General features: G+C 70.8%; 19 protein-coding genes and 1 pseudogene. 8 read left to right on the top strand and 12 right to left on the bottom strand.

Annotated elements, in window-relative coordinates:
* Positions 1-20 precede the first annotated feature (20 nt).
* The 6 genes from O7623_RS26385 to O7623_RS26360 form a co-directional block, all read right to left on the bottom strand.
* Positions 21-989, bottom strand: a complete 969-nt coding sequence (locus O7623_RS26385; RefSeq protein WP_282225648.1) for an NAD(P)/FAD-dependent oxidoreductase — start codon at positions 987-989, stop codon at positions 21-23.
* Positions 990-1,100: 111 nt separating this feature from the next.
* Complete coding sequence (locus O7623_RS26380) at positions 1,101-1,748, bottom strand: rhomboid family intramembrane serine protease (protein WP_282225647.1); 648 nt, start codon at positions 1,746-1,748, stop codon at positions 1,101-1,103.
* A gap of 147 nt (positions 1,749-1,895) precedes the next feature.
* A complete protein-coding gene (locus O7623_RS26375; protein WP_282225646.1) occupies positions 1,896-2,582 on the bottom strand; it encodes a lytic transglycosylase domain-containing protein in 687 nt (228 codons plus the stop codon).
* Between the two features lie 302 nt (positions 2,583-2,884).
* On the bottom strand, positions 2,885-4,330 hold the full coding sequence (locus O7623_RS26370) for a PhoH family protein (RefSeq protein WP_282225645.1): 1,446 nt from the start codon (positions 4,328-4,330) through the stop codon (positions 2,885-2,887).
* Positions 4,331-4,758: 428 nt separating this feature from the next.
* Entirely contained in the window at positions 4,759-5,283 is a 525-nt protein-coding gene (locus O7623_RS26365) for a hypothetical protein (protein ID WP_282229706.1), read from the bottom strand.
* Between the two features lie 22 nt (positions 5,284-5,305).
* Positions 5,306-5,650, bottom strand: a complete 345-nt coding sequence (locus tag O7623_RS26360) for a hypothetical protein (protein ID WP_282225644.1) — start codon at positions 5,648-5,650, stop codon at positions 5,306-5,308.
* A gap of 265 nt (positions 5,651-5,915) precedes the next feature.
* Here O7623_RS26360 and O7623_RS26355 point away from each other — a divergent pair, with 265 nt between their 5' ends.
* The 3 genes from O7623_RS26355 to otsB all read left to right on the top strand — a co-directional run bounded on the left by O7623_RS26355 (position 5,916) and on the right by otsB (position 7,825).
* The gene (locus O7623_RS26355; protein WP_282225643.1) at positions 5,916-6,356 is read left to right on the top strand and encodes an XRE family transcriptional regulator; all 441 of its coding nucleotides are present in this window, start codon (positions 5,916-5,918) and stop codon (positions 6,354-6,356) included.
* 165 nt (positions 6,357-6,521) lie between these two features.
* Positions 6,522-6,896: a hypothetical protein gene (locus O7623_RS26350; protein ID WP_282225642.1), complete on the top strand. Its 375-nt coding sequence runs from the start codon at positions 6,522-6,524 to the stop codon at positions 6,894-6,896.
* A gap of 104 nt (positions 6,897-7,000) precedes the next feature.
* A complete protein-coding gene (otsB, locus tag O7623_RS26345; RefSeq protein WP_282225641.1) occupies positions 7,001-7,825 on the top strand; it encodes a trehalose-phosphatase in 825 nt (274 codons plus the stop codon).
* 50 nt (positions 7,826-7,875) lie between these two features.
* On the opposite strand, the gene O7623_RS26340 is transcribed toward otsB, so the two are convergent.
* The 3 genes from O7623_RS26340 to O7623_RS26330 are packed head-to-tail and all read right to left on the bottom strand — an operon-like array spanning position 7,876 to position 11,394.
* Complete coding sequence (locus tag O7623_RS26340; RefSeq protein ID WP_282225640.1) at positions 7,876-8,646, bottom strand: isoprenyl transferase; 771 nt, start codon at positions 8,644-8,646, stop codon at positions 7,876-7,878.
* Between the two features lie 10 nt (positions 8,647-8,656).
* Entirely contained in the window at positions 8,657-9,526 is an 870-nt protein-coding gene (locus O7623_RS26335) for a hypothetical protein (protein WP_282225639.1), read from the bottom strand.
* 20 nt (positions 9,527-9,546) lie between these two features.
* A complete protein-coding gene (locus O7623_RS26330; protein ID WP_282225638.1) occupies positions 9,547-11,394 on the bottom strand; it encodes a phosphoenolpyruvate carboxykinase (GTP) in 1,848 nt (615 codons plus the stop codon).
* 329 nt (positions 11,395-11,723) lie between these two features.
* Here O7623_RS26330 and O7623_RS26325 point away from each other — a divergent pair, with 329 nt between their 5' ends.
* The 3 genes from O7623_RS26325 to O7623_RS26315 all read left to right on the top strand — a co-directional run bounded on the left by O7623_RS26325 (position 11,724) and on the right by O7623_RS26315 (position 13,491).
* The gene (locus O7623_RS26325) at positions 11,724-12,260 is read left to right on the top strand and encodes a GtrA family protein (RefSeq protein ID WP_282225637.1); all 537 of its coding nucleotides are present in this window, start codon (positions 11,724-11,726) and stop codon (positions 12,258-12,260) included.
* A 68-nt stretch (positions 12,261-12,328) separates the two neighbouring features.
* The gene (locus O7623_RS26320) at positions 12,329-12,958 is read left to right on the top strand and encodes a GtrA family protein (RefSeq protein WP_282225636.1); all 630 of its coding nucleotides are present in this window, start codon (positions 12,329-12,331) and stop codon (positions 12,956-12,958) included.
* An 8-nt stretch (positions 12,959-12,966) separates the two neighbouring features.
* Entirely contained in the window at positions 12,967-13,491 is a 525-nt protein-coding gene (locus tag O7623_RS26315) for a MaoC/PaaZ C-terminal domain-containing protein (protein ID WP_282225635.1), read from the top strand.
* Positions 13,492-13,557: 66 nt separating this feature from the next.
* On the opposite strand, the gene O7623_RS26310 is transcribed toward O7623_RS26315, so the two are convergent.
* From O7623_RS26310 to O7623_RS26300, 3 genes and pseudogenes are all read right to left on the bottom strand, one after another.
* Positions 13,558-14,145 carry a PH domain-containing protein gene (locus O7623_RS26310; protein ID WP_282225634.1) on the bottom strand — a complete coding sequence of 196 codons (588 nt, stop codon included), beginning with the start codon at positions 14,143-14,145 and terminating at the stop codon, positions 13,558-13,560.
* A 203-nt stretch (positions 14,146-14,348) separates the two neighbouring features.
* A pseudogene (locus tag O7623_RS26305) lies at positions 14,349-15,278 on the bottom strand (biotin--[acetyl-CoA-carboxylase] ligase); the annotation flags it as partial.
* A gap of 20 nt (positions 15,279-15,298) precedes the next feature.
* Positions 15,299-15,856 carry a hypothetical protein gene (locus tag O7623_RS26300; protein ID WP_282225633.1) on the bottom strand — a complete coding sequence of 186 codons (558 nt, stop codon included), beginning with the start codon at positions 15,854-15,856 and terminating at the stop codon, positions 15,299-15,301.
* A 132-nt stretch (positions 15,857-15,988) separates the two neighbouring features.
* Between O7623_RS26300 and O7623_RS26295 the strand changes: the two genes are divergently transcribed.
* The gene (locus O7623_RS26295; protein WP_282229589.1) at positions 15,989-17,581 is read left to right on the top strand and encodes an acyl-CoA carboxylase subunit beta; all 1,593 of its coding nucleotides are present in this window, start codon (positions 15,989-15,991) and stop codon (positions 17,579-17,581) included.
* 137 nt (positions 17,582-17,718) lie between these two features.
* A complete protein-coding gene (locus O7623_RS26290) occupies positions 17,719-21,585 on the top strand; it encodes a helix-turn-helix domain-containing protein (RefSeq protein WP_282225632.1) in 3,867 nt (1,288 codons plus the stop codon).
* Positions 21,586-21,736 lie beyond the last annotated feature (151 nt).

Below are 21,736 nucleotides of genomic sequence, written 5' to 3'. Positions count from 1 at the left end.
GCGGTGGTGGTGGCGGGCGGTCAGGTCCCGTCGGAGGAGTGACCGGGAAACAGGTGCGCGCTCGGATCGATGGCCACGGCGGCGTTGTTGACCGCCGTGGCCGCCTCGCCGAACCCGGTCGCGATGAGCCGTACCTTGCCGGGGTAGTCCGCGATGTCCCCGGCGGCGAAGACCCGGGGCAGGTTGGTGGCCATCGCGCTGTCCACCCGGATGTGCCGCTTGTCGAGCTCCAGGCCCCACGTCGTGAGGGGTCCGAGATCGGCGGTGAAGCCGAGCGCCGCGACCACGGTGTCCGCCGGCACGGTCTGCGGGCCGCCGTCACCGGTGGTGATGTCGACGCCGGTCACCCGGGTGGTGCCGTGTACGGCGGTGAGCTGGGCGTTGACGACGATGCGGACCGGTAGGGCACGCACCCGCTCGACGGTCGCGGCGTGGGCCCGGAAGCGGTCGCGGCGGTGCACGATGGTGACCGAGCGGGCCAGCGGCTGCAGGGCCAGCGCCCAGTCGAAGGCCGAGTCACCGCCGCCGACGATCACCACGTCGTGCCCGGCGAGTTCGGCGAGCCGGGGCACGAAGTAGACGATCCCGTCGCCGGTGAACCCGGCCGCCGCCGGCAACGGCCGAGGGGTGAAGCTGCCCATCCCCCCGGTGACCACCACCGCGCCGCAGGCCAGCCGCGCGCCGTCGGCCAGGCCGAGCACCGGCCGGCCGTCGACCAGATCGAGGGTGTCGGCGCGGACGCCGAGCAGGTACTCGGGCTGGTACGGCGCGGCCTGCTCGACGAGGTTCGCCACCAGTTCCCGGCCCTTGATGACCGGGAACCCGGCGATGTCGAAGATCGCTTTCTCCGGGTACATCGCCGCCACCTGACCGCCCGGCGACGGCAGAGCGTCGATGACGGCCGTGGACAGCCCCCGGAATCCGGCATAGTAGGCGGCGAACAGCCCGGTCGGCCCGGCACCGACGATCGCCACGTCGACTGCGCGCATCCCACCACCGGACCTCTCGCCGTCGGGTCCGCGTCGACCCGTTCGTCGAACGTAGGGCCGCTGCTGCGGCGCGGCAACCCATTCCCACCTGGATGGATGCCTCCGCCCAGGTCAGGGCATGGTGAGCGGGTCCGACTCGTACGGGTCGTAGCTGCGCCGGCGGAACAGGATCGCCGCGAGCACCCCGCCGACGAAACCGAACAGGTGCCCCTGCCACGAGATCAGCGCGTCGGTGGGCAGGATGCCGACCAGCTGCCAGCCGTAGAGCAGGCCGACCAGCAGCACCACGCCGAGGTTCCACCAGGTGCGTTCGACGATGCCACGCATCAGCACCAGGCCGAGGTAGCCGAAGACGACTCCGCTGGCGCCCACGACGACGGTGTTCGGTGAGCCGGTGAACCACACCCCGATGCCGCTGACCAGGATGATCACCAGGGTCGAGTAGAGGAACCGCCGCACCCCGGCGGCCAGCACGAAGGTGCCGAGCAGGATCAGCGGCACGCTGTTGCTGTAGAGGTGGTCGAAGCCGTGGTGCAGGAACGGGGCGAAGAAGACCCCGTCCAGGCCGGCGATGCGCCGGGGGATGATGCCGGCGCTGTAGTCGAAGCCGGCATTGAGCCAGACGTCGAAGGCCTCGATGACGAAGAGCACCGGCACGACGGCGCACATCGCGACGAACGCCCGGCCGAGCGAGGCGTAGAACGCCTCGGTCCCGAACCGGTTCGGGTCGCCGCTGGAGGATGACACGCCGTACGCCATCCTCAAGTAGCTATCAGGTCCGCGCAACCGTTGCCACCCGAGCGCGCGGACGGGCGGAAAAACCCGGCGGCGGTACGGAGTCCTCCGTACCGCCGCCGGGTGTCCTGCTCTGTGCCCAGGTGTCGGGCCGGGTCGCTGCCGACCTGGTCAGTACCAGCCCTCGGCCTGCGACATCTGCCACGCACCGCAGGGGTTGGTGTAGCGGTTCGCGATGTAGCCGAGACCCCACTTGATCTGGGTCGCCGGGTTGGTCTGCCAGTCGGCGCCGGCCGAGGACATCTTGCTGCCGGGTACCGCCTGGGGGATGCCGGTGGCACCGGAGGCGGCGTTGTAGGCCTTGTGGTTCCAGCCGCTCTCCTTGTTCCAGAGCTTGTTCAGGCAGGCGAACTGGTCGAGGCCCCAGCCGCGCTCCAGGGTGAGGGCGCAGCCGATGGCCCGGTTGCCGCTGAACTCGTCACAGGAGGCGGGAATCTCGCCGGTGAACGGCACGGTCGCGCCCGAGTTGGACGGCTGCTGGGCCGTCTGTTCCTGCTTCTGCTGGGTGACCTGCTCGGCCCGCTTGACTTTGGCGGCCTCGGACTTGGCGGCAGCGGTGGCCTTCTCCGCTGCTTCCCGCTCTGCGGTTCGGCGCTGCACCGTGACCCGCTGATGCTCGGCGCGGCGTTGCCGGAGCAGCTCGAGCTCGACCTGCTCGGCCTGTGCCGCCAACCGGGCGTCACTGATGCGTTGCTGGGTGTCCCGGTCGCTCTCCAGGTAGAACCCGCCAGCGACGCCTGTCACCAACAGGCCGACGGCGAGTGCCCGGAGACCGAACCGGCTCCACAGCCGACTCACGAAGTGGTCCCTTCGTCGGGGGCAAGGGCACGGCGGTGCGCCGACCGCAGCGCCCGACGAAGGGGCGCGGCGGGGCGGGCACGCCGTGAGCGCCCGACCGGGTGGGTCGCGCGCCGACCGACCGTGATGGGGGTCGGTCGGCGCGCCACCACCGACGTCCGTCGACAGGCCGCCGCCGGTGCGCGCGCTCGCCGACCACCATCGCGCACGGTGAGGCCCTTGGGAAACGCGTGACCATCATTGTGACATTGGTCACGCCGCACTTCGGGGTGAATACGGTCGTAACACTCCCGCCCAGTGGCTCAGCGGGGGATGTCCTCCAGCAGATCGGTAACCATTTCGGCGATGGGCGACCGCTCCGAACGGGTCAGGGTGACATGCGCGAACAGGGGATGGCCCTTCAGCGCCTCGATCACCGCAGTCACGCCGTCGTGCCGCCCGACCCGCAGGTTGTCCCGCTGGGCGACATCGTGGGTGAGCACCACCCGCGACCCCTGGCCGATCCGGGACAGCACGGTCAGCAGGACGTTGCGCTCCAGCGACTGTGCCTCGTCGACGATGACGAACGCGTCGTGCAGACTGCGGCCCCGGATGTGGGTCAGCGGCAGTACCTCGAGCATGCCGCGGGCGAGCACCTCCTCCATCACGTTCTCGTGCACCACCGCGCCGAGGGTGTCGAACACCGCCTGCGCCCAGGGCGACATCTTCTCCGACTCCGAGCCCGGCAGGTAGCCGAGTTCCTGGCCGCCGACGGCGTACAGCGGACGGAACACGATCACCTTCTTGTGCCGGCGTCGCTCCATCACCGCTTCCAGTCCGGCGCACAGGGCCAGCGCCGACTTGCCGGTGCCGGCCCGCCCACCCAGCGAGACGATCCCGATCGTCTCGTCGAGCAGCAGGTCGAGGGCGATCCGCTGTTCGGCGGAGCGGCCCCGCAGGCCGAACGCTTCCCGGTCACCGCGGACCAGCCGTACCGTCTTGTCGGCCATCACCCGCCCGAGCGCGGAACCACCGGTGCCGTGCAGCACCAGCCCGGTGTGGCAGGGCAGCCCGGCGGCGCTGTCCAGATCGACCGCGTCGCCCCCGTACAGCTGGGTGACCTGCTCGTCGGTGGGTTCCAGCTCCGCCATGCCGGTCCAGGTGGGGTCGCTGGCCTGGCCGTGCCGGTACTCGTCGGCGACCAGACCGACCGACGCCGCCTTGACCCGCAGCGGCATGTCCTTGCTGACCAGGACGACGTCGCGACCCTCGGCACCCATGCTCAGGGCGACCGACAGGATCCGCGTGTCGTTGGACTCGTTGCGGAAGCCCGGCGGCAGCACGTCGGTGTCCGCGTGGTTGAGCTCGACCCGCAGGGTGCCGCCGACGTCGTTGGCCGGCACCGGCTGGTCCAGCCGGCCATGACGGACCCGCAGTTCGTCGAGCATCCGCAGGGACTGCCGGGCGAACCAGCCCAGCTCCGGGTGGTGCCGCTTGCCCTCCAGCTCGGAGATGACCACCAGCGGGATCACCACCTCGTGCTCGGCGAAGCGGTGAAACGCCCCCGGGTCGGACAGCAGGACCGAGGTGTCCAGCACGTACGCGCGGGCGGTGGTGGCGGGTTCCGATCGGTCTGTGCCGGCGGACTTGTCCGCCGACCGGGATGCGGTGGTCGCATCCGAGGTACGGCGGCGGGTCCGGCTGCGGCTGGACGGGACAGTGGCGGTCGGGTCCTGATCGGCCCGGGGGGTGGTACGTCGACTCGTCACAGGCCTGCTCCGTCGGGCGTGCACCCGGTCCGCCCGCGATCCGGCTCCACCGGGGCCCGGGGGCACGGGTCGGATGCGGAACCCATGCGAACAGCAGGTCCGGAGCGTCCGGCTGGTCCAGGACGACCCTGAACCATGCTTAGACGCTAGCTGCCGGATCCCGGCCTCGGCTAGGCATCCGAGCCGATCTTCGACGCCGTTCCCACCCGTCGGCCGTCCCGCAGCCCGCCGTACCGATCCCCGAAACAGCGTGGCCACGCGCCGGACACACTCCTGACCTGCCCCCGTGCGGGGTGGCCGGCCGGGATGCGCACCCCCTGCACGCATCCCGGCCGGGAGGAGCCCGGCGCGGTGACGCCGGTGCTCCCCGCGCGGCGGCGCGTCCGCCTCAACGCCGACGCCGCGCTCGGAAAGGTCTTGGTCCCGGTTCAGGGGCGACGCCCGACGAGCACCTCCCGGGCGTGCCGACCGCTACCCGCGATTCCGGTGCCGGCGGCCCCGCCGGTGGTGCCGGTGGTGCCGGTGGCGGTCGTGCCGGTGGTGCTGATGGTTCCGGTGGTGCCGGCGAAGGACGCACCGGTGTACGTCGTGCCCTGGCGGGCGGCGGCGGTCGCCGGTGCCGCCGGACGCTCGACCAGCACCGGCGCCGCAACCGGTGCCGCAAGCGGCGGGCCGGCCGCGGGCTGACTCACCGCCAGCGGGGTGCCGGCCAGCGGAGACCCGGCCAGCGGGGTGCCGGCCGTTGCCACCGGGACGGCCTCCGCCGAAGGCACCGAGGTGATCGCCGTCCGGGTCTGCCGGCGGCTCCAGGCACCCCTGTCCCCGTCGAAGTAGCCCTGGCGGTAGCCGAAGCGGTAGCCGATCCGGTAGCTGAGCTGTCCGTGCAGCCGGCCGGCGGCGTAGCTCGACGACGCCAGCAGCAGCACGAGGAAGACCGCGAAGAACGGGCTCATCCGGTCGCCCTGATCCGTCTGATCATTGTTCCTCCGAGTCGAACGACGTCGGGTCGTCGGTGAGAAGCCGATCGACATCGTCGGTCCGCACCTCCTCGACCAGTTCCACGCTGATCCGGCAACCGCCCAGCACCACTTCCGCCGTCGAGGCCCGCCTGATCTCCCCTCCGGCGTCGTACACCCGCACGCTCAGCTCCGGACAGCCCAGATGCGAACGCCATGCGTTCCACTCGCCCCGGTCACCGACGTTGAGGGACAGGTAGCGACATCCCCGGGCGAGGTAGAGCCGCCAGGGCGCGCTGAGACCCGAAGCCACGGCGTCGGCGATCAGGCCGAAGGCCTGGGCACGGGTGGCCAGCTCGGTCACCGAGCGGTCTCCGTCACGCGTAAGCGACAACTCCACTCACTAAGCGTCTCAAGCACGTGACGTAGAGTAAAGCGTCACGCGCAAGTGACAGCATCATCTTTTCGGTTGATTAGCGTCACCTCAGTGACGTCCTTAGACTGCACCCGTGACACCCCTCTCGACAAGGGATAATTTCCCGACAGAGATTCACAAAGCTCTGTCACAGACGCAGTACAGGAGAGTGCCCGCCCCCAGACGGAACGGCGAATCGCCGTACCGTCGGCCGGTGCCGGACAGCTCCGCCGGGCGGAAGATCGCCTTCGCCGCCTTCGTACGCAAGGCGCTCGCCGACGCGCGGGCGACCCGCGCCTGGACCGGCTCCGAGGTCTCGCGCCGCACCGGCGTCTCCCGACAGACCATCAACCGCTGGGTACGGGGCGAATGGTCCAGCGACCCGGAGGCCGAACGGGTGGTCGCCTTCTGTGACGGGCTCGGCATCAGCCCGACAGTCGCCTTCGGCGTACTCGGCTGGGACCGGGCGACCAACGCCAGGCCGGCACCGAGCGCTCCTCCGATGGATCCGGACGTGGAGGCCCTGCTGCGGCGGCTGGTCGACCCCAACGTCTCTGATGCGGAGAAGTTTCACATCAGGGAGACAATCCGGTATCTCGCCTATCGGCCTCCACTCCCGGCCGAACCTCGCAAAGGCCCCAAGCGAGCAGGGTAGTTCTCAGATGGCGAAAGAAAGCCGATCAAGCAGCCCGATTCCGTCCCACTTGCACGCTGAGTCACGATAACGTTCCTCTCCGTACTGCTTGGGCTCGTTCGTCGGCGGGGGCGACGGGACAAGGCCGGACACAGCCCTGCGGGACAGAAGGGGGGGTCGATACCGATGACCCTCAAATGGTCGGCAGTAGTGATCGCGGCCGTCGCGGTCACCCTTTGCGCCACCACGAATATCGTCGTCGCCCTCCTGCGGACCGGGCAGGTGCCCGCGGTGGTGAACATGTTCGCCATCGCCTGCGCGGCCGTCGCCACCCTGGTGGCGGTCATCGCACACCTCAATGACCGGCAGCAGGGGCGGCTCACCGCGCTCACCGAATTCCTCGTTGCCCGGCTCAATGAAGTCGACGCCCACGTGGGCGATCGCAATACCGGGTTCGTCGAGGGGTATTTGCTCCGACAAGGTCACCAACAGGACGCGGCAGTCGTGCAATTTCCACCGCGGATGCATGGCCGTCGGCTGATGGGTGGGGGCGACGACTGACCGCCCGGGCGGTAGGCGGACCGTAGTCGGCCGCGCCGGCGTAGCCCGATGTTCATCCGGCGAGAGGTCTGGCACCGCGTTCGCCAGCAGGTACTCTGACGCCCGTGCGGCCGTTCGATGCAGGAAACCAGCGCTTGGCCCGTCCGCTGACCGCGGAGCAGGCATGGCGAGCCACCATCGATCGCGCCGACCGGTGCGTGCTGTTCTTCGACTTCGACGGCACCCTCGCCCCGGTCGGCGACGATCCCACCTCGGTGCAACCGGCACCCAAGGTGCTGGCGGCGATCGAGTCACTCACCGGGGTGGTGCAGCGGATCGCGATCGTGTCGGCCCGCCCCGTCGAGTTCCTCCGCGACCAGTTCGCGGAGATCTCCGACGTCGACCTGTACGGGTTGTACGGGCTGGAGCACAGCCACGGCTCCGGACCGACGGTGACCGAGCCGGCGGCACTGCCGTGGGTCCCCGCGATGGCCGAGCTCGCCGACCGGGCCCGTGCCGAACTACCGGCCGGCACCCTGGTCGAGTACAAACGGCTGTCGGTGGCGCTGCACTACCGGACCGCACCCGAGCTCGGTGGCGTCGTCGAGTCCTGGGGCCACGACCAGGCCGAGCGGCTCGGTCTGCGCAGCCAGAGCGGCCGGATGGTGCTCGAGCTGAAGCCCCCGGTCGACCGGGACAAGGGCAGCATCATCGGCGAGGCCGTCGGCACCGCCAGCTGTGCCTGGTACTTCGGCGACGACGTGTCGGACATCAAGGCCTTCGCGGCGCTGCGGGCGCATCAGGAAGCCCACCCGGACTTCTTCGGGGTGTGCGTGGCGGTCGCCAACTCCGAGACCGGACACGACGTGTCCGCCGCCGCCGACCTCACCATCGACTCGCCCGAGGCGCTCGGCGACTTCCTGACCTCGGCGGTGCTCGCCCTCGACTGACCGGCCCGCCCGCTACCTGCCCGGCTCCCCTTGGGCTGGCCCCCGGTGGCTCACGCGCCGTAGCGCCGTTGCCGGTTGGCGTAGGACCGCAGTGCCCGGAGGAAGTCCACCCGCCGGAAGTCCGGCCAGTTGACGTCGCAGAAGTAGAACTCCGAGTGCGCCGACTGCCAGAGCAGGAAACCGGAGAGCCGCTGCTCGCCGCTGGTCCGAATGACCAGGTCGGGATCGGGCTGGCCACGGGTGTAGAGATGCTCGGCGATGTGGTCGACGTCGAGCACCTCGGCCAGCTCCTCCAGCGTCCCACCGGACTTGGCGTGCTCGTACAGCAGCGACCGGACGGCGTCGGCGATCTCCCGACGGCCGCCGTACCCGACGGCGATGTTGACCTGCGCGCCGTCGGACCTCGTCTGGGTACGCTCCTGGGCCGCCTTCAACGCGGTCGCGGTGGCAGCGGGCAGCAGGTCCAGCGCGCCGACGATCCGCAACCGCCAAGGGTTGCCGTCCTCCGCCAGCTCGGTGACCAGATCCTCGATGATCTTCAGCAGCGGATCCAGCTCGCGGGCCGGTCGACGGAGGTTGTCCGTCGCCAGCAGGTAGAGCGTGACGTGGCCGATCCCGGCCTGGTCACACCAGTTCAGCAGGTGCTTGATCTTCGCCGCGCCGACCCGGTGCCCGTCGTTGGGGTCGACGAAGCCCATCTCCCGGGCCCAGCGGCGGTTGCCGTCACACATCACGCCCACGTGGCCGGGCACCGGCTTGCCCGCCAGTCTGGCCATGAGCCGTCGCTCATAGACCGAATAGAGCAGGTCCCGCAGAGTCATCTCCTGCAGACTAGCGACCCGGACGCGATCTGGTGGTATCGCCCACCCTGTCGGCCCGGGCGGCCCGGGCGGCCCGCCACACTCCGTACGCGGCCAGCAGCACCGCCACCACCAACGGGGCACCGTCGCGGACCAGCCCGTCCACGCCGAGCAGCCACCAGCACAACGGCAGGTCGACGGCGAGCACCCCGACACTGATCACGAGTAGCAGGCCCCGCGCCCACCGTCGACCGCGCAACATGAAGAAGGAGACGAGCAGCACCAGGTAACTGGTCACCAGCGCGGCCGCGATCCATCCGACGACCAGCGGTACGGCGGCCAACCGCCCGTCGACCAGCACCCCGATCGACACCAGGGCCGGCACCAGCATCAGCGGTGTGTAGGTGAACGCCGCCACCCGGGCGATCAGCAGCCCGGCGGCGACCGGCGGCCGCCTGGGCGGCGCCTCCCGCCACGCCGGCCGGGCGCCGTCGAAGACCAGCCGGGCGGGGTGACGCACCAGATGGGCGCCGACCACCGGCGAGCGGTACAGCAGCCAGACCACGGCCAGGCAGAGGCCGACCAGCAGGCTGAAGCCGGCGACCTGCGGCAGCAGCGGCACGCCGGAGCGGGGCACCACCAACCGGCCGAGGGCGAAGACCGTCGTCACCGCCAGGATCAGCCCGAATGGTCGCGCGCCGGCCCGACCCCGGCGCACCTGCCGGATGAGGATCAGGAAACCGACCGCCCGCAGCAGCGCCCAGCCGGACCGGACCGCCATGGCGAAGTCCTGCTCGGCCGCGTACCGCCAGTTGAGCAGGTCGACCACGACGGTGGCCGCGGCGGTGACGGCGAGCAACCAGACCAGCAGACGGACGGGAGCTGGAGGGTCTGCCGCCACCGGCGCAGGCTAGCCGACGCTCACCCGGCGGCGTCCAGCCGGGCCCGCAGCGCGTCCAGCTCCGCCCAGAGCACGCCGGGGAGCTTGTCGCCGAACCGCTCGAACCATTCGGTGATCTGCGGCAGTTCCGCCCGCCACTGCGCCGGGTCGACGGCGAGCGCGGCGGCCACGTCCGCCGGATCGACGTCCAGGCCGGTCAGGTCCAACGCGTCGACGGTCGGTACGTTGCCGATCGGGGTGTCGACCGCCGCGCCCGTACCGTCGAGTCGCTCGACGATCCACTTGAGCACCCGGGAGTTCTCCCCGAAGCCGGGCCAGAGAAAGCGGCCCTGGTCGTCGCGGCGGAACCAGTTGACGTAGAAGATCCGGGGCAGCTTGGCCGCGTCGCCGTCGACGCCCTTGCCCATCTCGATCCAGTGCCGAAAGTAGTCCCCGGCGTGGTAGCCGATGAACGGCAGCATCGCCATCGGGTCGCGGCGGACCACGCCGACCTCGCCGGTGGCCGCAGCGGTGGTCTCCGAGGAGAGCGTGGCCCCGAGATAGACGCCGTGCACCCAGTCGCGCGCCTCGGTGACCAGCGGTACGGTGGTCCGCCGCCGGCCGCCGAACAGGATCGCGTCGATCGGCACCCCGCGCGGGTCGTGGTACTCGTCGGCCAGGATCGGGCACTGGGTGATCGGGGTGCAGAACCGGCTGTTCGGGTGGGCGGCGTCGGTGCCCCGGTCCGGGTTCCAGTCCTGGCCCCGCCAGTCGGTCAGGTGCGCCGGCGGCTCCCCCATCCCCTCCCACCAGACGTCGCGGTCGTCGGTCAGCGCGACGTTGGTGAAGATGCTGTTGCCCCGGTCGAGGGTCCGCATGGCATTGGCGTTGGTGCGCCAGTCGGTGCCGGGGGCGACGCCGAAGAGCCCGTACTCGGGGTTGACCGCCCAGAGCCGGCCGTCGTCGCCGAAGCGCATCCAGGCGATGTCGTCGCCGATCGTCTCGACCTTCCAGCCGGGGATGGTCGGCTCCAGCATCGCCAGGTTCGTCTTGCCGCACGCCGACGGGAAGGCCCCGGCGATGTAGCGGACCCGGCCGTCCGGGGCGGTCAGCTTGAGGATCAGCATGTGCTCGGCGAGCCAGCCCTCGTCGCGGGCCATGACGCTGGCGATCCGCAGCGCATAGCACTTCTTGCCGAGCAACGAGTTGCCGCCGTAGCCGGATCCGTACGACCAGATCTCCCGGGTCTGCGGGAAGTGCGAGATGTACTTGGTCTCGTTGGCCGGCCACGGCACGTCGGCCTGGCCCGGCGCGAGCGGGGCGCCGACCGAGTGCAGGGCCGGCACGAAGTCGGCGTCGTCGCCCATCGCGGCGAGCACCTCGGCGCCCATCCTCGTCATGATCCGCATCGAGGCGACGACGTACGCGCTGTCGGTGATCTCCACCCCGAACATCGGCGACGGCGCGTCCAGCGGGCCCATGCAGAACGGGACGACGTACATGGTCCGGCCCCGCATGCAGCCCCGGTACAGCTCGGTCATCACCCGCTTCATCTCGCCCGGGTCCATCCAGTTGTTGGTGGGTCCGGCGTCGGCGGCGTCCGGCGAGCAGATGAAGGTGCGTTCCTCGACGCGGGCGACGTCCGTCGGGTCGGTACGGGCCCAGAAGGAGTTGGGGCGGCGTTCGCCGTCGAGTCGCACCAGGGTGCCGGCGTCGACGAGTTCGTCGGTGAGCCGGTGCCATTCGGCGGTCGACCCGTCGACCCAGACCACGCGGTCCGGCGTGGTCAGTGCGGCGATCTCGCGCACCCAGGACAGCAGGCGGGGGTGGTCGGTGGGAGCGGGGCTCGGACTGTTCGACGGTACGGGCGTGGTGGCCGTTGCAGTCATGGCGATCTCCTCGATGGTCGGCGCTGACCTCGTTCCTGGAGTGCACCGCACCGGCGGTTGGACTGGTCCAACCGCCGGGATACAGGTCCGGGAGTTGGACTCAGGGTAAACCGATCGACCGTTCAGGACAGCCGGGGAGCTTGTGAAGAACTGCACAAGACGTCGACAAATGCAATCTGACGAGCTGTTTCTCGCTCCCACGCGCAGTTCTACGCACAATCTTCCGGTCGTCGGCCGCCCGGAACAGCGACTACCGAAAGTAGTTGGCGCGGACGCCAATACCGGTGCCGTCCACCACTTCAGGGGTGGCACCCGCTACGCTCGGGGCCGTGTCCGTGTCCGCCACCGGCGAGCCATCCGCGCCCGCCTCCCCTCCAGGGTTGATCCACCGGCTCCGCGACCGGTTCGGTCAACTGGTACGCGAGCTGGGCAAGTTCGGCATCGTGGGCGGAATCGCCTTCGTCATCGACATCGTTCTGTTCAACGTCGCCGCCAGCGTGCTCGGGCTGGGGCCGCTGACCGCCAAGACGCTGTCGACGGTGGTGGCCGCCTCGGTGGCCTTCGTCGGCAACCGGTTCTGGACCTGGCGGCACCGGGGCCGGTCCGGGCTCGCCCGGGAGTACGGGCTCTACTTCTTCTTCAACGCCGTCGGTCTGGGCATCGGCCTCGGCTGTCTGGCCATCAGCCACTACGGGCTGGGCAGCATCTGGCCGGAGGTGTTCCGCACCCTGCTGGCGGACAACATCGCGGCCAACGTCGTCGGGGTCGCGCTGGGCACCCTGTTCCGGTTCTGGTCCTACCGCCGGTTCGTGTTCGTCGGCACCACCGCGGCCGTGGTCCCGGCGGCGGCGACCGAACGTGAGTAACCGCACGTCGCGCGGGGCTGATCGCCGGTCGACCCGAGTGGGGGACCGAACTACCGTATGGTGATCTGATGCGAGTACTCAACCTTCTGCCCGAGCGCTGGCAGAAGTTCGTCCGCGAGGTCGTCAAGTTCGGCACCGTCGGTGGCATCAATACGGTGATCAACTTCGCGGTGTTCAACGCGCTGGCACTGACCGTACTCAGCGACGGCCAGTTGAAGGCGACGGTGGTCGCGGCCATCGTGGCGACCACCAGCTCGTACTTCATGAACCGGTACTGGACCTACCGGGACCGGCCCAAGTCGGCGCTCCAGCGGGAGTACGTGCTCTTCTTCCTGTTCAACATCACCGGCCTGCTGATCGAGGTCGGGATCCTGGCCCTGGCGAAGTACGGCTTCTCCATCCACGGGCTGCTGGCGCTGAACATCATCAAGATCGTCGGACTGGTCCTCGGCACCATCTTCCGATTCTGGGCATATCGGACGTTTGTCTTCCGGCCGGCACCTCGGGCGACCGCTGGCGGACCCGCCCCGAGCGACCCGGCGCAGCCGACCGGCCGTGTCCCGCAGCAACTGCACCGCGACCCGCAGTTGTCGGCGTCGGTTCAGGTGCCGGACAGCCCCGCGCTGCTGGCCGAACCGGGCGAGGCCCGCCATCCCGCGGAGATCGCCACAGCGGCGTCCCGCCCGGCCCCCCACTGACCCACGTCGTGCGCTCCGGCACCGGTGCTGACGCCGAACTGTTCTTCGAGGACCTCGCCCCTGGCGGATCCTTCGACCTCGGCGTCACCACGGTCGACGGCAGCGAGATGGTCAGCTTCGCGCAACGGTTCGACCCGCAGTGGTACCACGTCGACGCGCGGCTGGCCCGGGCCAGCCACCACGGGGCATTGATCGCCAGCGGCTTCTTCACCGTCAGCCTGTTCATGCGGGCCTACGTGGACGCGGTGCTCTCCCGGGCGGCCGCCGACGCCTCCCCCGGGTTGGAGGAACTGCGCTGGCTGGCACCGGTGTACGCCGGTGACCGGCTGGCCGGTCGCCTCGACGTGCTCAGTCGTCGGCTGTCCCACGCCCGGCCGGGTCTCGGCACGGTGACCCTGGTCGGGTCGCTGACCCGGCTCGACACCTACGACCGCCCCGAACGTGAGGTGCTGCGCACCAGGTTCCGCGGCTGGTTCGCGCTGCGCGACGACGGCCCCGGCCTGACCCGGACCGCGTCAGGCCGGGTGACCTGACCCGGACCGCGTCAGGCCGGGGCCCGGTCGGCGCGGAGGCCGCACCGGCCAGGATCGCCCAGCGGGTCAGGTGGCCGCCGGAGTGTCGTCGACCCGGTCCTGGCCCCGGTCCTGGCGGACCTCCTCGAGGATCTCCCGCATCTCGCCGTCACCGAGACTGTGCCGGTCGTGGTGGTTCTCCACGAGTTCGTACAACGTGGTCTGCACCCGACCCACGCCGGGAATGTCGGCCAGCACCGTCTGCCCCCGCTCCCCGGCGGACTCGATCGTCAACGTGCCGCAGCCCAGCAGCCGCTCGCTGAACCGCTGGCTCATCGAGTGGTCGTTGACCCGGTTCAGCGGGATGTCCCGCCGTTCCCGGGAGAAGACCCCGTGCTGCAGCACCACCCGCTCGTTGGTGAAGACGTAGTGGGTGGTCCGCCAGATCAGGAACGGGCGGACCGTCAGCCACGACACGGCCACCAGCCCGGCGACGGCGATCGCGTACAGCGCGACGGTGCCGCCGGTGCCGGCGGGCAGCAACAGGAACCCGGCCACCACGGCGGCCACCGCGAGCACCAGCACGGCTACCGGCCCCACCAGGGCCTTCCAGTGCGGGTGCAGATGCAACACGACATGCTCGTCATCGGTGAGCATGTCCTCGGGAAACGCCACGCCAACCTCCTCGCCCACAGCCGGGCCGTCGGCCCGGCCGGCGCGCCGCACACCGGCGCCGGCAAGACCGTAGCGGCTTCCCGCCACCGCGACGGTCAACCGCGCGTACCGTTTCCCGGCGCGTCGGGTCCGGGTGCCTTCGGCAGGTCGCCGGCGGGCACCTCCGGCAGGTCGCCGGCGGGCACGTCCACCGCGTCGGCGGCCCGTACGTGCAGCACGTCACCGGCGGCCACCGGCAGGTCGCCGGCTGCGGTCCGGACCACCAGCCGACCGCCGTCGTCGACGGTGACGGCCACCCCGGTCCGGACCACCCCGGTCGGTAGCGTCACCCGGACCGCACGGCCGATGGTCGCGCAGTGCCGTAGGTACGCCGGTCGCAGCCCGGCCGCCGTCGGGTCGCCACCGGCAGCCCGCCACCGCCCGTACCAGCTCTCGACGCCGCGCAGCAGGGCCCGCAGCAACGGGTCGCGGTCGGTCGCCGCCGCCCCGGCCAACTGCAGCGAGGTGGCCGGCAGGCCGGAGCCCGACGGCGGCAGCTCGTTGGCACGCAGCGTCACGTTCAACCCGATACCCAGCACCACCGCCGGGGCCCCGCCGGTCTGCGACGCCTCCGGCTGCGGTGCCTCCCGTGGCGCCGCCGGGGCGGCGAGGGCGGCCGGTCCGACCGGTGCCGCCTCGGCGAGGATTCCCGCGCACTTCGCCTCCCCGATCAGCAGATCGTTGGGCCATTTCAGCCGGGCCGGCAACTCGGCCAGTCGGGACACCGCCTCGGCCAACGCGACGCCGGCCAGCAGCGGCAACCAGCCGTACCGGGCCGGCGGCACCGCCGGCCAGCCCCGCGAGGGCCGGGCCAGCGCCGGACGCAGCAGCAGGCTCACCGCCAACCCGGCGCGGGGCGGCGAGATCCAGTCGCGGCCGAGCCGCCCCCGCCCGGCAGTCTGTTGTTCCGCCGCCACCACCAGACCCTCGGCCGCTCCGGCCCGTGCCGCCGCCAGCACGTCGATGTTCGTCGACCTGGTCACCGGCCGGACCTCCAGGTCCGTCCAGAGTCCACCAGGGACGACCAACGCCCGGCGCAGCCCGCGCTGATCGAGCGGCGGGCGGTCCAGATCGGTGTACGGCGAAGCGGACATCCGCCCAGCCTACGGCGCGATCACGGAAACTGACGGGAACCGTCCGGTACGGGTGCGACGCCCCGGTACGGGGTACCGGCGACCGTCGTACCGATCACCGGCACGGTGGCCGGCGGCGGTCCGGTCGGCACAGGTGGCACAGGTCCAGTCGGCACAGGTCCAGTCGGCACAGGTCCGGTCGGCGGGGTACCTTCCGGCGGCGTACCGACGATGCCCACCACGCCCTGCCGGGGCGGGATGTCGTCGGCACCCCGGCCACCACGCCGCTGCCGGGGCACCGTCGCGGTCGCGGCCACACCCGCCGGTACGCGGCGACGTGGCAGCCCGGCCCGCCCGGCGCGGCGACGCCCACCCCGCCGGTGCCGGGGCGCGGGTCGCCGGCCGCCCCGCCATCGATCGGCAGGCGGGCCTGCCTCGTCGACGGTCCACGCCCCGGTGGCCTCGTCGACCGTCCATACCCCGGTGGCCGGGTCCACCGTCCACGCCTCGGTGGCGGGCCGGGCCGGGCGCAGCATCGGCCACATGACCAGCAGCACCGTCAGACCGGCTGCGAACAGCGCGACTCCGAACATCGTCACGGTGGGGTAACGAACCGGACAACAACCAGGAAACGTCGCCGTCGCACCGGAGCACCGAGCGGGTTGAGGCGAACCGCACACCGGCCGCACCTGCCCGACGCCCCGTGCGTCGATACCATCCGCGGTGTGGGCGTGACGAGTGAGCAGTCCGGGACCGGAACCGACCTCCACAGCACCGCCGGCAAGTTGGCGGACCTGGAGCGCCGGGTCGACGAGGCGGTGCACGCCGGCTCGGCCCGCGCCGTGGACAAACAGCACGCCCGGGGCAAACGCACCGCCCGGGAACGGATCGCCATGCTGCTCGACGAGGGGTCCTTCGTCGAGCTGGACGAGCTGGCCCGGCACCGGTCGACCAACTTCGGGCTGGAGCGCACCCGCCCGTACGGCGACGGGGTCGTCACCGGCTACGGCACCGTCGACGGCCGACAGGTCTGCGTCTTCGCCCAGGACTTCACGGTCTTCGGTGGGTCCCTCGGCGAGGTGTTCGGCGAGAAGATCGTCAAGGTGATGGACCTGGCGATGAAGGTCGGCTGCCCGGTGATCGGGATCAACGACTCCGGCGGGGCCCGGATCCAGGAGGGTGTGGTCAGCCTCGGGCTGTACGGCGAGATCTTCTTCCGCAACGTCCGCGCCTCCGGCGTGATCCCACAGATCTCCCTGATCATGGGGCCGTGCGCGGGTGGGGCGGTCTACTCCCCCGCCGTCACCGACTTCACCGTGATGGTCGACAAGACCTCGCACATGTTCATCACCGGCCCGGACGTGATCCGGACGGTGACCGGCGAGGACGTCGGGATGGAGGAGCTCGGCGGGGCCCGGACCCACAACGCGACCAGCGGAAACGCCCACTACCTGGCGACCGACGAGGACGACGCGGTCGACTACGTCAAGGCGCTGCTGGCGTACCTGCCGAGCAACAACCTCGACGACCCGCCGACGCTGCCGACCACGCCGGAGGCGACGGTCACCGACGCCGACCGGGAGTTGGACGTCATCGTGCCGGACTCGGCCAACCATCCGTACGACATGCACCGGGTGATCGAGCACGTCGTCGACGACGGTGAGTTCCTCGAGATCCAGCCGCTGTACGCGCAGAACATCATCGTCGGCTTCGGCCGGATCGAGGGCCGACCGGTCGGTGTGGTCGCCAACCAGCCGCTGCACTTCGCCGGCTGTCTGGACATCGGCGCCTCGGAGAAGGCGGCCCGGTTCGTCCGGACCTGCGACGCGTTCAACATCCCGGTGCTGACCTTCGTCGACGTGCCCGGTTTCCTGCCCGGCACCGATCAGGAGTGGGACGGCATCATCCGCCGGGGCGCGAAGCTGATCTACGCGTACGCCGAGGCGACCGTCCCGAAGGTCACCGTCATCACCCGCAAGGCCTACGGCGGAGCGTACGACGTGATGGGCTCCAAGCACCTCGGCGCCGACCTCAACTTCGCCTGGCCGACCGCACAGATCGCGGTGATGGGTGCCCAGGGCGCGGTGAACATCCTCTACCGCGCGGAGCTGGCCGCCGCCGACGACCCGGCGGCGGTCCGGGCTCAGCGGATCGCCGAGTACGAGGAGCGGCTGGCCAACCCGTACGTCGCCGCCGAACGCGGCTACGTCGACGCGGTCGTCGCCCCGTCGCAGACCCGGCTGCAGGTGGCCCGGGGACTGCGGATGCTGCGCGGCAAGCGGGAGACCCTGCCGCCGAAGAAGCACGGCAACATCCCGCTCTAGGAACCCGCCGTCAGGTAGACCGGTCGACGTCCACGGGTTCCGACAGCGGTCACACAACTCGCCCCACGGGGGACTGCGAGTCATCGCATCGATACTTTACGTTGTCGATGCGACGCAGTCCGCGAGGAGGGCGCACCATGGCCGACCGCCGGCGACAACCAGACCCTTCGGATCCGTACCCCTCGTCATCCGTTGGTCGCTCCGAACGGTTCATCGACCCCGCCGCCATCGACACCCGCAGGGACTTCGCCCGCGAACTGACCAGGCTGCGGGTGGCCGCCGGCGTCACAGTGCGCCAGGTCGCCGGGAGAGTAGGTGTCCGTGGCGCGCACAGTACGGTTGGTGACTGGTTCGCCGGACGCGGCCTGCCGTCGCTGGCCTCCGGAGAGCTGTTCAACGCCGTACTCGCAGCGTGCGGGGTCAGCGACCACGAACTCGTCGAGCAATGGAACGCGGCATGGCACCGGGTACGCCAGGAGCCGGGCCGCAGGCCGGACGGGCCGACACCGTACCGCGGGCTGGCAGCATACCGATCCGAGGACGCGGACTGGTTCCACGGCCGCGCCCACCTCACCGCCGCGCTGGTGGCCGAGGTCCACTCCGCGCTGGACGCGGGCGGCGGAATCGTGGTCGTGGTAGGCGCTTCCGGGGCGGGTAAGTCGTCACTGCTGCAGGCCGGGCTCGTACCGGCCCTGCGATCCCAGCCCGACGACACCACCAGGACGACCGGACCGCTACTCCTCACGCCCACCGCCGAGCCGGTGCAGACCCTTCGCGAGCAACTGCAACGCACCGGCCGGCCCGCGCCGGGCACCGTCGTGATCATCGACCAGTTCGAGGAGGCGTTGACCACCGCCGCCGCCGCCCAACAGCAGTTCGTCGGCATGCTCGCCGAGCTGGCCACCGGTGCGGACGCAATGGTCGTCGTCCTGGGCGTCCGTGCCGACTTCTACGCGAGCCTGCTCCGTTTTCCGCAGCTCGTCGAGGCTGTCCGCACCCGCCAGGTCACCGTCGGGCCGATGAGCGAGTCGGAGCTACGGGAGGCGATCGTCGAACCCGCCCGCCGTAGCGGCGTGGATGTCGACGACGCCCTCGTTGAACTGCTGCTGCGTGAGGTGTCCCCAGAGAACCGGACGAGTACCGGGGCGCATGATCCCGGAGTCCTCCCGCTGCTCTCCCACGCCTTGCACGCCACCTGGCAGTACGAGCGGGGAAAGCAGTTGACCGTGGAATCGTATCGTCGGGCTGGAACCCTCGACGGCGCGCTGGCCGCCACGGCCGACGAGGTCTACCAGAGTCTCGATCCCCGACAGAAGAGACTGGCTCGTCGGCTGCTGCTGAATCTGGTCCAGGTATCGATCGACGCCGCAGACACCCGACGCCGAATGACGATACGAGCCTTCGAGGCCATCTTCGAGGCGTCGGAACTGGCAGACGGTCGGGCCGTGCTCGACCGGTTCGTCAGCCAACGGCTCGTCACCGTCGACGCCGAGACCCTCACGATCACGCATGAGGCGTTGCTCACGGCCTGGCCGACACTGCAGGACTGGATCGACAACGACCGGGCGGACCTCATCATCGGTCAGCGCCTCGACGCGGCCGCAGCGAACTGGCAGGCGGAGGCACGGGATCCCGCGACGTTGTACCGCGGGGTGAAGCTGACAGCCGCACAGGACTGGGCCGAGCAGCACGCCCCCGATGTATCGCCGCTCACCAGGGAGTTCATCAACGCCAGCAGCGTGCACGCCCGTCGGCGGACCCGCGCGCTGTACCAGGTGGTGGCTGCGCTGATCGTGCTGACTCTGACCACCGCGACGCTCGCGGTGTACGCCTTCGACCAGCGCAGCCGTGCCGAGAGCCGGAGCAGGGAAGCCGTGAGGCAGCGCAACGAGGCGATGTCCCGGCTGATCGCGGGTCGGGCTGATCGCGTCCGGGACAGCGACCCGGCCCTGGCCATGCAGTTGAGTCTCGCGGCGTACGAAATCGCCGAGACCGTCGAGGCGCGGTCCAGCCTGCTGGATGCCGCAGTCACGCCAGAGGTCGCGCGCAGTCATGCTTTCGTAGCAGCGGCGCAGGCGGTCGCGATCAGTCCGGACGAGCGGTTGCTGGCCGCGGTCGGTGCCGACGGTGCGGTACGCCTCTGGGACGCGACGGTACGGCCACCGGCGCTGATGGACGACGTGCCCGTGGCGCAGTCGCCGTCGGCGCTGTACTCGGTCGCGTTCAGCCCGGACGGGAAGCTGCTCGCCGCCGCCGGCGCCGACAAAGTGATCCATCTGTTGCAGGCCTCCGCAGCGACGCACCGGTTCCGGTCGGTCGGCGAGATCGTCGGGCCGGAATCGACGATCTACTCCCTCGCGTTCAGTCCCGACGGACGGACACTCGCCGCCGGCGGGGCTGATCGCCTGATACACCGCTGGACCGTCGCCGATCCGGAGCGCCCGGTCGTCCTGCCCGAACTGCACGGCTCCGCCGATACCGTCCAGTCCGTGGCGTGGCACCCACTCGGGACGATGCTGGCGGCCGCCGGCGGCGACGGGGCCGTCAGACTGTGGCGGATCGACGGCGGCGCAGCTGCGACGCCGCTGGGTCCCTTCCCCTCCGGACACGCCGGACGGATCACCGCAGTGGCCTTCAGCCCGGACGGCCAGCGTATCGCCTCGGCGAGCACGGACAAGTCGGCTCAGGTCTGGCGCCTCGCCCATCCGGATCCACCGGTCCTGGAACGGGTACTGACCGGGCACACGAGCTGGGTCAACACCGTCGCCTTCGGGCCAGACGGCCGCACTGTTGCGACCGGCTCGTCCGACCGGACTCTGAACCTCCACGACCTCTCGTCCGGAGCGGTGACCGCGACGCTTCCCCACCCCGCACCGGTCACCGGCGTGGCGATGGGTCACGACGGCCACAGCCTTGTCACCTCCGGGATCGATGGGGTCGTACGGTTCTGGCGGTATCCAGGACCGGTGCTGCGCGGCGCGGCCGACACGATCTTCAATCTCGCTGTCGCCGGCCCGCTGCTGGCTTCCGCGAGTCGCGACGGCACGGTCAGCTTGTGGGACATCGAGCAGGTGCGACAGCCAGAACCGGTAGGGACGCCGCTACGAAGTCAGACACCTCACGAGGAACTCGCCGCGACGGTGGCGGTCAGCCCGGACGGAACCTTGCTGGCGGCAGCTACCCGGGCTGGAGCGGTACGGCTCTGGGACATCAGTGAACCGGCCGCTCCACGGTTGTTCGACAGGGCGCTGGAGGGTCCCGAGGCCTTGGTGCAAGCGCTCGCCTTCACCGCCGACGGAGCCGTCCTGGCCGCCGGCGGAGACGACGGCGACATCCATCTCTGGTCCGTCGCGGATCCTGCCCGTGCCCACCCGGCCGGCACGATCGAGGGCAACACGGCGATCGTGCTCTCGCTGGCGACGAGTCCGGACAGCACGTTGCTCGCGGCGACGACGACCGACGCCGACGTACGGATGTTCGACATAAGCGACCCCCGACACCCGGTACCCACCGGCCGGGCGTTGACCGGCTTCACGGGCTATGCGCAGAGCGTTGCTTTCAGCCCGGACGGTCGGCGGATCGCGGCTGGCAGCGCCGACCGGACCATCCGGATCTGGGACCTCTCGGAACCAGGCCGCCCGACCCCGGTCGGCTCACCGGTCACCGGTCCGGTCGGTGGCGTCCTCGCGGTCGTCTTCAGCCCGGATGGGCACACCCTAGCCGCAGCCTCCATCGACGGTGCCGTCTGGCTCTGGGCGCTCGACGAGCCTGGCCCGCCACGGCCGGTCGCGGTGTTGAACCGGGCGACAGACGCGGTCAACGCCGTCACCTTCACCTCCGACGGACGCGGCCTCGCTGCGGCAGGTACCGACGGCACCATCCGCTTGTGGGACGTCGAGCCGGCACGGGTGGCATCCTGGATCTGCTCCGCTGCGGGAGACCCGCTGACGGAAGCCGAGTGGCGACAGTACGTTCCCGATCTTCACTACGATCCACCGTGCTGACGGCGCGTTGGCCGCCTGCGTGAAGCCCGTACGGCCTTGTACGGAGCCGGCGGCGACCCGTCCGGCCTTGTCCGGACCGGTCCCGGGAGCCTTCCGCCGCGACCTGCCTGGCCGATTCCCTGGACATGGACGCACATCAGCGTCCGACCGC

This window comes from Solwaraspora sp. WMMD791 (assembly GCF_029581195.1).
In the GTDB taxonomy this organism is placed as follows: Bacteria; Actinomycetota; Actinomycetes; order Mycobacteriales; family Micromonosporaceae; genus Micromonospora_E.
The sequence above is the reverse complement of the archived record's forward strand: the minus strand, read 5'-3'. Positions and strand labels throughout refer to the sequence as shown.

Bases quoted from the DNA above. Each gene is read 5' to 3' on its own strand.
- O7623_RS26340 (WP_282225640.1), bottom strand. From the start codon at position 8,646: ATGACTCTGCGGGACCTGCTCTATTCGGTCTATGAGCGACGGCTCATG.
- O7623_RS26330 (WP_282225638.1), bottom strand. From the start codon at position 11,394: ATGACTGCAACGGCCACCACGCCCGTACCGTCGAACAGTCCGAGCCCC.
- O7623_RS26320 (WP_282225636.1), top strand. From the start codon at position 12,329: ATGCGAGTACTCAACCTTCTGCCCGAGCGCTGGCAGAAGTTCGTCCGC.
- O7623_RS26350 (WP_282225642.1), top strand. From the start codon at position 6,522: ATGACCCTCAAATGGTCGGCAGTAGTGATCGCGGCCGTCGCGGTCACC.
- O7623_RS26385 (WP_282225648.1), bottom strand. From the start codon at position 989: ATGCGCGCAGTCGACGTGGCGATCGTCGGTGCCGGGCCGACCGGGCTG.
- O7623_RS26365 (WP_282229706.1), bottom strand. From the start codon at position 5,283: ATGAGCCCGTTCTTCGCGGTCTTCCTCGTGCTGCTGCTGGCGTCGTCG.
- O7623_RS26290 (WP_282225632.1), top strand. From the start codon at position 17,719: ATGGCCGACCGCCGGCGACAACCAGACCCTTCGGATCCGTACCCCTCG.
- O7623_RS26380 (WP_282225647.1), bottom strand. From the start codon at position 1,748: ATGGCGTACGGCGTGTCATCCTCCAGCGGCGACCCGAACCGGTTCGGG.